Here is a 12455-nt window from a genome sequence, read left to right on the forward strand (position 1 = left end):
TGTGTGATAGAGGGGCGGGCGTTCCCCGGGCGGTTTTCAGGGTTTTTTTTGTTCGTCCAGCGCCAGCGGGTTCTCCACATCAGCTCCGGTGACCATCCAGCCGCTGTCTGTTTTGGTAAGGTACAGGTTGTTGACGGAGAATCCGTTTCTGGAAGCGGGCCGCACGCCGATGGTGGCCTTGATGCCGGGGGCGCCGTCTCTGGTGACGGGAACGTAGGCAGCCTTGACGACGGGAGCGCCTTTTTCCTTCACCTCGGTCCGGGGGGCGGGAATCCTGCCCATGACCGTTTTCAACTGGGAGAGCGCGTCTTCAAATTCCTTCACGGAGGCGAATTTGGCCGGAGCCAGCATGCGTATCATGGCCAGGCTGTCCCGGTTCGCCAGGGCGCGCCCGGCGGCGGTCACGGCCTCTTCCGGCGTGGGAAAGGCCAGGGGGGGGTAGGTCCGGTGGAAATCCGCCATGATGCGGGCGGTGGTGGATTCGTCCGCTTTCAGGTTCCATGAAGTGAAGGCGTCCGTCAGATACATTTTGAAAACGGGGAAGCCATCCGTGGGGTCCTTGATTTTCTCCAGCGCATAGCGGTAAATGAGAGCGGGCTTGTCCGTGTCCGGCATGCTCATGCGCGGGGGCAGGATGGTCATGGCCGCAATGCTGTGGATATCCTTGCCGCTTTTCTTCGCGTTGTTTTTATTGGCCTCCTCCTGCTGGTCCTCATCCCGTTTGTTCGGGTCTGTCTGGTCGTCCGGATGGGGGCGCAGGGGAACCAGGATGGTGTTCGGAAAGGTCATGAAGCTGAGGTTGGTGGGCTGGATGTAGCGGCTTTCCTCCCTCCTGTCCTGAAGGCGCATGGCCTTGACCACGGGGGTGAGCCGGGCGCTCTGGGTGATGGCGGATTCCATGTAGTACGGGGAAACGAGCAGGGCGGCAATGCGTGCCGGGTCATCCCCTTTCACGGTGCGGATGAGCAGGGTCTTGAGTTCGTCGTCCGTTTTCCCCTTTACGGCTTCCACACGGAACCGCTTGATGTGCTCCAGGGCGGCTTTGACGGCGGCCACGGAGTACTGGTGGGCGAGGCCGAAGATTTTCTTCTTGGCTTCCGCTGATATTTTTTTCGCTTCCTCCCGGATTTGGTCGTCAAAGGGAAGGAACGTATTGTCAAAGCTCCCTGGGGTCAGGGAGGCCTTCCACTGGCCGCCCTTTTTCACCAGGGCCACCGCAGTGGCTGCATAGACGTACGGGTTTGTCTTGTCCGGCAGCAGGATGTAGGCCATCGCCAGGTCTCCCTGGGTGATGATGGAGGCTTCATCCACAAAAGGGGGGCGTTCCGGGGCCGCTCCGGTTACATACGCCTGGACCGCCTCCATGCGGGAAAGGATGCTTTTCAGCTTGAGCTGGCCTACAAAGGGGGAGGTGGCGGGCAGGGATTTGTACGGTTCGTTTTTCCAGTCAGTTTTTTCCTGAAGGGCGCGGAGCAGCAGCTTGGCCGCATTGAACGGCGTGCTCTGGTCCGGAACAGGGTCCGGTTCCGGAGCCTTGTGTTCCGCGGCCTGGTCCATGCTGATCTGGAAGCGGACGGGGGAGCCGTCCGGCGGCTGGTCGCCCCGGGAGAGGCCGCAGGGCAGGCAGAGGCAGAGAAGGGAGAGGGGGAGGATTTTCATAACCGCTGGCCGCCACTATGGCATAAACGGCCGCAGGTGTAAATCACTCGTTGAGGGAGGAATAGCGGATGGAAGGTAAATGGTTGCATTCCGTTTTTTCCTGTTCTCCCCGCGATGGTGCAAAATGAGAAAATGCTTATGGGGAACGACGAAAAAGAAACTTGAAGAATTGTTTAACCAGATGGACGCTGTACAGGATGACACCGGAATCCGGAAGGATGGGAAGCCATCGGATGCCCATTTCTCGGGTAGGAGGAAGAAGCTAGAGAGCGGCGCAACCGAGGATTCCTCCTGCGAATGGTGTGAAGGAAAAGCTGTTCCTTCGTTCAGACTTGGTGAAATGAAGGGAGATGAAAACGTACCAGTCCTGCAGAATGATCCGTATGCCAAGCAGAAGAAGAGCGGCTCCCAAGGTATGGCAGATGACATTCAGCATGAATTTCTTGTTATACCGGATTTTCCAGTGCGGCAACCGTAAAGAAGAAAAAGGGGAGAGTGTTCGTTCTCTTCCGGAAAGTCTCCGCGGCGTTCATGCCTTGAATTTTTGGAGAGGAGGGTTTTTTGCATTTGCCAACAGTGCCTGGGGGAGGTTAACTAATGCGCGTATGTCCGAACACAAGGAAAGAAAGACTCTTGAAGAACGCCATCAGATGTCTGATCTGGAACGGCTGCGCCACTCCTGCGCGCACGTTCTGGCTACGGCCATTTGCCGCCTCTGGCCGGACGCCCAGCTGGCCGGCGGCCCTGCCGTGGATAACGGTTTTTATTACGACGTGGAGCTGGACCACCGCATCAGCACAGAGGATTTTGAGCGCATTGAGGAGGAGATGAAGAAGGTGGTGAAGGAAAACCAGCCTTTCCAGAAGGAAGTTATTTCCCGCGCGGAGGCCATGAAGATGGCGGAATCCGGGGAATTGGGCGCCCTTGGGCCGCGCAATACGCCTTCCCAGTTTAAAATTGACCTGCTGAACGACATTCCGGAAGACGAGGAGATTTCCCTGTTCCGCAACGGAGATTTTACGGACCTGTGCGCCGGCCCGCACGTGGGCCGTACGGGCAACTGCAAGGCGTTCAAAATCATGAGCGTGGCGAGCGCCTTCTACAAGGGAGACAAGAACCGTCCCATGCTCCAGCGCATTTACGGCACCTGCTTCCCGAACCGCACCCAGCTTGACGAGCACCTGGAACGGCTGGAGGAAGCGCGCCGCCGGGACCACCGCAAGCTGGGCCGTGAACTGGGTCTCTTCTGCATTGACGAGGCCGTGGGCCAGGGCCTGATTCTCTGGAAGCCCAAAGGAGCCCTCATCCGCCGCTCCCTTCAGGATTTCATTACGCAGGAGCTGGACAAGCTGGGCTATTCCCAGGTGTACACCCCCAACATCGGCAAGCTGGACCTGTACCGCACGTCCGGCCACTTCCCGTATTACCAGGAAAGCCAGTACGCGCCCATCCCGGAACGGGACGCCATGGAAAAGCTGAGCCAGGAAGGAGCTTCCTGCGCGGAACTGTTCAACGGGCTGGCTGACGGCACCATTGAGGGCTACATGCTCAAGCCGATGAACTGCCCGCACCACATCAAGATTTACGCGAATGACGCCCATTCCTACCGGGACCTTCCCGTGCGGCTGGCGGAATTCGGAACCGTGTACCGCTGGGAACAGAGCGGTGAGCTGGGCGGCATGACCCGCGTGCGCGGCTTTACGCAGGACGACGCCCACATTTTCTGCACGCCTGACCAGCTGGCCGGGGAAATCCGCCAGTGCCTGGGCATTGTGAAAACCATCTTCGGCACCCTGGGCATGACGGACTACCGCGTGCGCCTTTCCATGCGCGACCCGGAAAGCGACAAGTACGTGGGCTCTCCGGAAAACTGGGACAAGGCGGAACAGGCCCTGCGGGAAGCCGCGGAATGGCTGGGCGCGGACTATAGCGAGGAAGCCGGGGAAGCCGCCTTTTACGGCCCCAAGATCGACTTCATCGTGCGCGACGCCATCGGGCGCGAATGGCAGCTGGGCACCGTGCAGGTGGACTACAACCTGCCGGAACGGTTTGACCTACATTACACCGGAGCGGACAACAAGCCGCACCGCCCCGTGATGGTGCACCGCGCGCCCTTCGGCTCCATGGAGCGCTTCACGGGCCTGCTGATTGAGCACTTTGAAGGGAAATTCCCCACCTGGCTTTCACCGGAACAGGTGCGCGTGCTCCCCATCTCCGACAAGGTGATGGACGTGGCCGCCGCGCACCGCGCCGCCCTGGCCGCCAGGGGAGTGCGCGTGACGGTGGATGAAACGCCGGACAAGATCGGCGCGAAGATCCGCAACGCCCGCCTGGACCGCGTTCCCTACATGCTGGTGCTCGGCCAGCGTGAGGCGGAGGAAGGCACCGTTTCCGTCCGCCACCGGGACAAGGGAGACCTGGGGGCGATGCCCTTTGAACAGTTTGCGGACGTTGTGGTCAGGGAAATTGCGGAGCGTCATATTTCCCCCATGATTTGAGTTGCCAAGTTATTTTATTTAGTTTAGTAGTATCCGGACGTGCCAATCAAGCCAACGAAGAATAATGATGGTAATCGCCGCCGTGAGCGCGGTGATCAAACCCGTGTGAATGAACGCATCCGCGCCCCCCGCGTGCGCGTGGTGACCGCCAACGGCGACCAGCTCGGCGTCATGAATACGCGCGACGCGCTGGAAAAGGCCAAGGCCCTGGGCCTGGACCTGGTGGAAGTGGCGGGCAATGCCGATCCGCCCGTGTGCCGCGTGGTGGACTATGGACGGTACAAGTACCAGCAGTCCAAGCTCCAGAAAAACAACAAGAGCCGCACGATCAAGCTTAAGGAAGTCAAGCTCCGCATCGGGACGGACACGAACGACTACAACGTGAAGCTGGCCCGTGCGGAAAGCTTCCTGGACCACGGCCACAAGGTCCGTTTCCAGCTCCGCTTCCGCGGCCGTGAGAACGCCCACCAGGAACTTGGCTATGACATGTTCAACAAGGTCATTGCGGACTTGAAGACCATGGCGCAGGTGGACCAGGCTCCGCGCCTGGCCGGCAACACCATGCACATGGTGCTCTCCCCGCTGCCCGTCCAGCAGCGCGTGAAGAAATTCACCGCCCACCTGGATGAGGACTTTGATTCGGAAGATTCCGCCTTTGACGCGGAAGACGACGAGTGAAGCGCTTTTCCCTCTTTTTTCAGGCTTTCCGCCCTGCAGGGCGGAAAGCCTTTTTTACGGACAAATGCCTTTTTCCATGGTTCTTTCCTACACTGACACCAAAGAATTTTCCCCGGCGGCGCTGGAGGAATTGTTCCTTTCCGTCCAATGGGAATCCGGGCGGCATCCGGAACGCCTGGCGGAAGCATTGCTCCATTACGGGACCGTGTTTTCCGCCTGGGACGGCGGCAGGCTGGCGGGACTGATCGCCGCCATGGATGACGGAACCATGACGGCGTATGTCCATTACCTGCTGGTGCATCCGCTGTACCAGGGGTGCGGCGTCGGCTCCCGCCTGCTGGAGCTGTGCAAAAAGCGCTATGCCGGGTATTTGAACGTGGTGCTCACCTCCTACCGCGAAGGAGTGCCTTTTTACGAAAGGAACGGCTTTATCGCGGACCGGACGCAGGAGGCCATGCGCTTTATTCCCCCTTCTTCCGGGGAAACCGGGCTTTAACAGACGCAGGGAGGAAGAAGAGCCGCCCTTCCTATGGCATGCGCTTGCGGAACGGCTGCATGCGGCACATGGTGGCGGTGCGCCACAGCCATTCCAGGGGGCCGTACAGGAAGCGGCTCAGCCAGAGGCGGCAGGCCCAGGCTTGAAGCAGGAAGACGGCAACGGCGGCGCACAGGCAAGCCCACGGTCCCATGCCCTGCGCCAGTCCCAGCCCCCACCCGAAGAACAGGAACGTGAATACCAGCGTTTGGGAGACGTAGCACGTCAGCGTGCATTTTCCGGTGCTGCTGAGCAGCCTGGATGGCAGGGGAAGGCCGGGATGGGTGAACAGCAGGACGGCGGCGGAGACGAAGGCCGCGGTATAGGCTAGGTTTTCCCATTGGTGCAGAAGGTGTCCAGCGTCCGTTCCCAACGCGGAGTCCAGCCGGGAGGTGAGGAGTAGGCGCGCCGCCAGCAGAGCCAGAAACAGGGTTCCGGAGATTCCAAGCATCCGCAGAAACAGGCGGCGCTTGTTCGGAGCGTCCACAAAGACCTGCCATCTCCCCGCCAGCATGCCCAGGATGAAGAGGCCCAGCGTCTGCCAGATGCGGCCGCTGAGCAGGAAGAACTGCCATTTGCCCGCCTGGCCCTGCGTCAGGTTCCACAGGGCCGCTTCCCCCCAGCTGCCGTGGGCGTACAGGAATTCACGCGAAGGGCCTGCCGCCGGGGAGGCCGGGTGGAACCAGCCGGAGGAATGCGGCCACAGGTCCGCCAGTCCGGCGCGGGACAGCGTGTCCATGAAGGCGACGGGCTGCATCAGGCACAGCAGGCAGAGGATGACGAGAAGAGGCGTACCGCGTTTGTACAGGGCCACCAGGGCAAAACCCAGCACGCCGAAGATGGTGAGGATGTCCCCGTCATAAAAAAGGGTGTGCGCCAGCCCAAGCAGGAACAGGAGCGCCAGCCGCCACATGAAGCGCTTCCGGAAGTCGACGCCTTTCTGTTCCTGCCTGTCCAGCTGGATGAAGAAGCTGAGGCCAAACAGGAAGGAGAAGAGAAGGAAGGATTTGCTGACGAAAAGGTGTTCGTAGGCCCAGTCCGCCGCGCTGTTGGCCGCGGCCTGCCATCCCTCCGCCGGGGGCATGGGGAGGTACAGGTTGAAGTGGTCGTGCGCGTGGACGGTGACGATGCCCAGCAGGGCCAGCGCCCGGAGGATGTCCAGGATGGTGATGCGCGCCGCCCGGGGGGGCGCTCCGGCGGGAGTCCGGGCGGTCATGGCGTCAGGAAGGGCGGGAAAGGGAAGGAATCAGTTCCGCCGCGCGCCGCCTGGCCCACTGGTCCGCTTCCAGGATGGGGGCCAGCTCTCCGCGGGGATCTGCCGGGGTGTGGTCGTTCATGACGGCTTCCACCAGTTTCCAGATGCCGGGGAAGGTGAGTTTTCCCTGAATGAAGGCGTCCACCGCCACTTCATTGGCGGCGTTGTAGACGGCGGCCAGGGTGCTGCTGCTGGCGCCGGCCCTGCGCGCCAGGTCCAGGGCGGGGAAGGCGTCCGGACGGGGCGCCTCGAACACCAGCTGGCCTATCTCCGCAAAGTTGAGCTGCTTGAGAGAGTTGGGAACGCGGTCCGGCCACGTGACGGCGTACTGGATGGGGAAGCACATGTCCGAGCTGCTCATCTGGGCCAGCACCGTGCCGTCCCGGTATTCCACCATGGAATGCACGATGCTCTGCGGGTGAACGATGACGTCCACCTTTTCCATGGGAACGTCAAACAGCCAGCGGGCCTCAATCATTTCCAGCCCCTTGTTGAACAGGGTGGCGGAGTCTATGGTGATTTTCCGGCCCATGCTCCAGGTGGGGTGCTTGAGGGCCTGTTCCAGCGTGACGTGCTCCAGGTCTTCCTTCTTCCAGGTGCGGAAGGGGCCGCCGGACGCCGTCAGAATCAGGCGGGAAACGGCATCCGGTCCGCCGTGGCTGCCGTTCAGGCACTGGAAGATGGCGTTATGTTCGCTGTCCACCGGAAGCACCTGCACACCTGCTTGGCGCGCCTTTTCCATGACAATCTGGCCGGCCATGACCAGAATTTCCTTGCTGGCGATGGCGAGGTCCTTGCCTGCTTCAATGGCGGCCAGTGCGGGCTTGAGGCCGGCAGTCCCCACGATGGAGATCAGCACCATGTCCGCCTCCGGAAGCTGCGCCAGGCGGCACAGGCCTTCCTCGCCCGTTTCCACCTGGGCGCCGGGAAGGGCGCGCGCCAGCTTGTCCGCCCCGGACGGGTCAAAAATGCATACGTTGCGGACGTTGAATTCGCACGCCTGGCGGGCCAGGGCCTCCACGCTGGTTCCGGCGGCCAGCCCCACGATTTCCATTCTGTCCGGAATGTCCCGGGCGACTTTCAGGGCGCTGGTTCCGATGGAACCGGTGGAGCCCAGGATGACGACGCGTCGTTTCTGCATAACGGAGAAGCATGATGCAAAAAATACGGCTCCTTGACAAGCCGGGGAGATGAAAATCTTCCCCGCGCCGCAGGGACCGGCCCCTCCGTCAGTTCGGCCTCATTCCGGTGGGCCGGGAGGAAGGACGCCACGCATCCGTGCCGTAGGTGGCTTGTGCCGTGGGTTCGGGAAGCTGCCGGAACTGCATCCTCTGCCGGTCCCGTCTCCATTTCCGCAGGTTGCGGGAACGCCAGTTCCAAATGCGGCTTTCGGCATGGAGGGCTTCCCGGGTCATGGCGTAAACGTTGGCTCCGGCTTCCGTATCCCCTCCCAGCCGGCGGTAGACGGCCATGGCGAAGGGGATGTTGTCCCGGAGTTCAAAGCGCGGCAGGTCTCCATCGCTGAAATACCAGTCCGGCTGCCTGTCCATCGTCATCAGGTTCAGGTCGCCGCTCAGTTGGGACGGACTGCGGAGCCCGGTCAGGGCCAGGAAAACAAGGGCTGTGGCGCCGCAGAGTTTTCCATAACGCAGCCAGTTTCCATGACCGGCCATGTAGCGGAAGAGAAGGTACAGGAAGCAGGCTCCCATCAGCAAATAGATGCCGGCCGTGACGCGGTTGGGAGAGAAGCCGAAATCTTTTATCTGGAAATACAGCCTCATGCCCACGCTGGCGGCGAGCAGTCCGGTCTGCGCCGCCAGGATGAAGCCCAGGACGATTCCCGTTTTTGACGCCCGCACGGAGCCTTCCGGACGGAACAGGACCAGCAGCACCAGGGCGGAAAGAAAGGCCGCCAGCATGATGGAGTCCGCCCCGTCGTGCAGATAGGCGGTCTGGGAGATGCCGTCAGGAACGCTCCCCCGCCATAAGAACGCCACGTCCGTGCCGTTGTTGACCAGAAAGGCCAGGTTGATGAACAGCAGGGAAACGGCGGGGAGGTGCGGGAGCCAGGGGCTGCCCGGACGCACGGGGTGTTGTTCCGGGAAGGAAGAGCGGGAGCGCGGCATGGCTGCAATGCCGAATGCCAGGGCTCCCAGGCACCACAGGAGGATGTCCGCTACCGTTCCCATATCCGGAACCAGCCAGGAGCAATAGCTCCAGAACCATTTGTTCATGGCTGTTCTGACAGCGGCGACCACAGGGTTCCCGTCCGCAAAGATGGACAGGAAGACCAGGAACAGAATGACTCCGATGGCGACGCTGCCTGCAAGCGGAATTTTCCCCAGGACGTTTGCGGCCGCCTCTTTTGCCTGGGTCATCCGGAAAAATTTATAGCCCCACCAGGTGACGTACCGTTTGGCAGGGTCAAAGCTGTTGCCCTCTTTCCGCGGCAGGAACGTTATCACCACGGGAAGCCCCAGGCCGATGAGCAGATTGAACTGGGTAAAGGAAGTCAGGTTGGCGCCTGCCGCAGCAGCGTTCAGCACGGCCATGAAAACGAGGAACACCTGCTCCTTCCGGCTGAGGTCCGTTCTCAGTGCCAGAAAGGCCGCCGTGTACAGCAGAAGGCCCAGCGCAGTGCCGATGCCCAGGCCCTCCAATGTACCGAACATGAAATCCGCGGCAAAGCCGCTGGCAATCAGGACAAGCAGCGGGATGTGCCCATGCCTCCACCAGGAAGGGGAAAGCAGGGACTGCGGATCTCTGCGGACGGAGGTGGGGCAGGAAGGCGGAAGGGATGGACGCTCCGGAAAGGAAGAGGAAGGTTCTGTCATAGGAGAAAGGTCGGATAGTTGCGGAACAGCCGCCCGCACGCGGGGAGTGAGGCGCTGTCCGTTAATGTTTAGCCGTTATTGCAGGAGTGTCAAGCAGGGATGTCCGGAAAAGAGCGGGCCTGAATGGAGAGGGCGGGTCCGCCGCATGGAAAAGGATTGTATTTTCCGCAGGAGGGCGTATAGCATGGCACGAATGAAGCGCATCGCCGTGTATGCCGGTAGTTTTGACCCTCTGACCAATGGTCACTTATGGATGATCAAGCAGGGGGCGAGGATGTTTGATGAGCTGATTGTGGCCATAGGCGACAATCCGGACAAGCACTACACGTTTTCCCATGAGGAACGCATGACCATGCTGCGGGTGGCGCTTTCCGACATGCCGGACGTGCGCATTGCCGAGTTCCACAACCGCTTTCTGGTGGATTTTGCCAACGAACACGGGGCCACGTTCATGCTGCGCGGCATCCGTTCCACGCAGGATTATGAATATGAACGCGTGATGCGCCATATTAATGCGGACATGGCTCCCAAGGTCTGCACGGTGTTCCTGATGCCTCCGCGGGATACGGCGGAACTGTCCTCCAGCATGATCAAGGGGCTGATTGGCCCGGAAGGCTGGGAAAGCCAGGTAAGCCGCTATGTCCCCCACAATGTATTCGCCATGCTGAAGGAGAAGTACCGGGAAGTTTTCCCGCGTTCCTAGCGGCTTTTGGAGCCGTTATTCGTTGTCCGGAGAGGGAGCCGGAGGACTGGAACGCCTGCGTCTTCTACGGTCCTTCTGCCGGCGCATGCGCTGGATGACGCGGGCTCTCGCGGCGCATCGGCCCGTTTGCATTTGTTCCACCGCGTCGCACAGTTCCCTGCGCGCCAGAAAGCGGTTGAGCTCGCGGGACCTGTCCACGTGGCATTTGACGGCGATTCCCGTGGGGATGTGCTTGAGATAAACGCAGTTGTTGGTTTTATTCACCTTCTGGCCGCCGCGCCCGCTTCCGCGGACAAAGCTTTCCTCCAGATCCTGTTCACGGATGCCCAGGGCTTCCATCCGCTCCTGGAGAGCGGCCAGTTTTTCAGGCCTTACCATAACCGGAGCATTGCAGGGTGTTGACGCGCTGCCGGACCGCATGGACCAGCATTTCCCGGCTGGCGGCTGTCATGGAGCGCAGGCTGACCGCGACGGTTGAGCCGTCCGTCAGGCGGAGGTTCAGGCGTCCGCCTTTCCGGTCCGCAGAACGTATCTGCTGCCAGAAGCACCATTGCATGGCGCGGCGCGCCCGCAGGAAGGGCAGGATTTCCACGCCTACCGGGGTGACGATGACGGCCGCGTGCTTCAGGCAGCGGCTCCCCGCAATCAGGCAGAGGACGGCGGGAACAAGCGCCGCAGCCTGCATGGCCCACAGGGGGGCGGGCAGGTACGGGGTGATCGTATCGTAACCCGTGAGCTGGAGGAAGGCGGCGGTGGCGATCAGCAGGAATCCCGCCGCCAGCAGGACGGAGCCCGCGCGGTTGCGGGTGAAGCGCAGCTCCCTTTCCCGGGCGGGAATGTGCCGGATGTCCTCCACGCCCAGCCCGGCTTTGACCGGGCGGGGGGCGGAGGCGGAAGAATGGAGTTCAGGCTCCGGCATAAACGCCCGGGAGGATTTCCTTCGTTTCTTCGGAATCGTTTTCCATCAGCAGCGTGCCCTGGAGAACGGCTCCGTCCTGGAAGTGGAAGCGGCCGCGCAGGGTCAGCTTGTCCAGCCCGATCAGGGAAGGCAGGCCCAGGCTGTCCAGGGAGTCCACCAGCTTGTACAGCTTGGAGTCCAGGTCCACAACGGGAGTTTTTCCTTCCCGTTCCGGAGCCAGGGCCACCTTGCCGTCTTCATCCACGGCGATGGCGTCCGAACGCAGCAGGAGCAGGTCGGACGTGGTCTTGACGGGGAAGAACCGGGAACGCGGAACGTTGACGGCCCTTGCGCCGGGGAAGCACTCGATGCCCGCGCCCATGGCCGTTTCCAGCTGGTACACCGGGGCGGATTCCGGGTCGCGGGGGTTGAGCGTCTTGCTGTTCCGGATCATGGGCAGAGGGAGCACGCCGCCGTTGGCGTCCAGGATTTCCTTGAGGGCGTCCAGGCGTATCCAGAGCGTGTTGGTATTGAAATAGCGGTGCTTGGAGATGTTCTGGAATTCGGGAATGTCCGCATCCGGGCACTGGGCAACTTCCCGCAGGATCAAGTGGCCGTCCGCCTTCCTGACGGCCAGGTGGCCGCCTTTCTTGTCCGCCTCCGTGCGGCGGGTGACTTCCATGACGAAGGGGGCGCCGCTCTCCGCAAACCAGCGCAGGAAGTTCATGTCAAGCTGTGCGCCCAGATTGTCGGAGTTGGAGACGAAGGCGTATTTGACGCCGTCCGCCAGCAGGCGGTCCAGCCAGCCGGAGCCCAGCAGCGCCGGGTACAGGTCACCGTGGCCGGGCGGGCACCATTCCAGTTCCGGCTGTTCCGGGCAACTGGCCGGGGCGAGCCCGTCCGCCAGGATTTTGGGAACGCGGTTCTGCATCAGCTCCACCTGGGCGGGGTCCGCAAAGCCGTCAGACGCGTATTTCTCCAGGTAGGCCAGCGTATCCGCGCTGGTGGAGAAGGAGTTCATCAGCAGAAGGCGCACGGGCGTGCCGGAGATGGAGCGCAGGTGCTTCACCTGCCGGACGATCAAGTCCAGGAACGTATCTTCACCCTTTACCTTCAGCAGGCTTTTCGCCTTCTGGAGGCCCATGCTCGTGCCGAGGCCGCCGTTGAGCTTGATGCACACGCACTGGGAGATCAGGTCCTTGTCCGCCGCGGGGGTGGAGGCCGTGATGTCCTGCCAGTCCTCCACCTGGTCGGCGGGCTGGATGTCCATTTCCGGAATCATGCCGGAGTGGTTGGAGACGAGAGCTTCGTAACAGCGGGAGAAAGCTTTGACGGCTGCGGCCGGAACGCCGGCGGACTCCATCTTTTCTTCAAAAGGAGTGAACGTACTCATTG

Annotated in this window: 12 protein-coding genes; 5 read left to right on the forward strand and 7 right to left on the reverse strand. The window is 61.6% G+C overall.

The annotated features are described in order from the left end of the window. Nucleotides 1-36 precede the first annotated feature (36 nt). The gene (locus M8N44_RS02940) at nucleotides 37-1659 is read right to left on the reverse strand and encodes a hypothetical protein (RefSeq protein WP_102728398.1); all 1623 of its coding nucleotides are present in this window, start codon (nucleotides 1657-1659) and stop codon (nucleotides 37-39) included. A 79-nt stretch (nucleotides 1660-1738) separates the two neighbouring features. Between M8N44_RS02940 and M8N44_RS02945 the strand changes: the two genes are divergently transcribed. The 4 genes from M8N44_RS02945 to M8N44_RS02960 all read left to right on the forward strand — a co-directional run bounded on the left by M8N44_RS02945 (nucleotide 1739) and on the right by M8N44_RS02960 (nucleotide 5331). Further along, the gene (locus M8N44_RS02945) at nucleotides 1739-2137 is read left to right on the forward strand and encodes a hypothetical protein (protein WP_102728399.1); all 399 of its coding nucleotides are present in this window, start codon (nucleotides 1739-1741) and stop codon (nucleotides 2135-2137) included. A 127-nt stretch (nucleotides 2138-2264) separates the two neighbouring features. Further along, on the forward strand, nucleotides 2265-4157 hold the full coding sequence (thrS, locus tag M8N44_RS02950; RefSeq protein ID WP_102728400.1) for a threonine--tRNA ligase: 1893 nt from the start codon (nucleotides 2265-2267) through the stop codon (nucleotides 4155-4157). 105 nt (nucleotides 4158-4262) lie between these two features. After that, a complete protein-coding gene (gene infC / locus M8N44_RS02955; RefSeq protein WP_240454308.1) occupies nucleotides 4263-4835 on the forward strand; it encodes a translation initiation factor IF-3 in 573 nt (190 codons plus the stop codon). 76 nt (nucleotides 4836-4911) lie between these two features. Further along, nucleotides 4912-5331 (forward strand): GNAT family N-acetyltransferase, encoded by a 420-nt coding sequence (locus tag M8N44_RS02960; protein WP_022398091.1) that lies wholly within the window; start codon nucleotides 4912-4914, stop codon nucleotides 5329-5331. A gap of 31 nt (nucleotides 5332-5362) precedes the next feature. Here M8N44_RS02960 and M8N44_RS02965 read toward each other — a convergent pair whose 3' ends face one another. The 3 genes from M8N44_RS02965 to M8N44_RS02975 form a co-directional block, all read right to left on the reverse strand. Further along, complete coding sequence (locus tag M8N44_RS02965; protein ID WP_102728401.1) at nucleotides 5363-6586, reverse strand: DUF418 domain-containing protein; 1224 nt, start codon at nucleotides 6584-6586, stop codon at nucleotides 5363-5365. 4 nt (nucleotides 6587-6590) lie between these two features. Then, complete coding sequence (locus M8N44_RS02970) at nucleotides 6591-7766, reverse strand: 1-deoxy-D-xylulose-5-phosphate reductoisomerase (RefSeq protein WP_102728402.1); 1176 nt, start codon at nucleotides 7764-7766, stop codon at nucleotides 6591-6593. A gap of 88 nt (nucleotides 7767-7854) precedes the next feature. Beyond that, entirely contained in the window at nucleotides 7855-9459 is a 1605-nt protein-coding gene (locus M8N44_RS02975; RefSeq protein WP_102728403.1) for a DUF4153 domain-containing protein, read from the reverse strand. A 193-nt stretch (nucleotides 9460-9652) separates the two neighbouring features. Here M8N44_RS02975 and coaD point away from each other — a divergent pair, with 193 nt between their 5' ends. Then, on the forward strand, nucleotides 9653-10162 hold the full coding sequence (gene coaD, locus M8N44_RS02980; RefSeq protein ID WP_102721836.1) for a pantetheine-phosphate adenylyltransferase: 510 nt from the start codon (nucleotides 9653-9655) through the stop codon (nucleotides 10160-10162). A 15-nt stretch (nucleotides 10163-10177) separates the two neighbouring features. Here the strand turns inward: coaD and M8N44_RS02985 are convergent, their stop codons facing one another. The 3 genes from M8N44_RS02985 to M8N44_RS02995 are packed head-to-tail and all read right to left on the reverse strand — an operon-like array spanning nucleotide 10178 to nucleotide 12453. Next, a complete protein-coding gene (locus M8N44_RS02985) occupies nucleotides 10178-10540 on the reverse strand; it encodes a peptide chain release factor family protein (protein ID WP_022398086.1) in 363 nt (120 codons plus the stop codon). After that, nucleotides 10527-11081 carry a hypothetical protein gene (locus M8N44_RS02990; protein ID WP_102728404.1) on the reverse strand — a complete coding sequence of 185 codons (555 nt, stop codon included), beginning with the start codon at nucleotides 11079-11081 and terminating at the stop codon, nucleotides 10527-10529. Before M8N44_RS02990 ends, M8N44_RS02985 begins: the two co-directional genes overlap by 14 nt. After that, nucleotides 11068-12453, reverse strand: coding sequence for a UTP--glucose-1-phosphate uridylyltransferase (locus tag M8N44_RS02995; RefSeq protein WP_102721732.1), 1386 nt, complete (start codon nucleotides 12451-12453; stop codon nucleotides 11068-11070). The genes M8N44_RS02990 and M8N44_RS02995 overlap by 14 nt, the downstream gene beginning before the upstream one ends. Nucleotides 12454-12455: the final 2 nt, after the last annotated feature.

It is taken from the genome of Akkermansia massiliensis (assembly GCF_023516715.1).
Lineage (GTDB): Bacteria > Verrucomicrobiota > Verrucomicrobiia > Verrucomicrobiales > Akkermansiaceae > Akkermansia > Akkermansia massiliensis.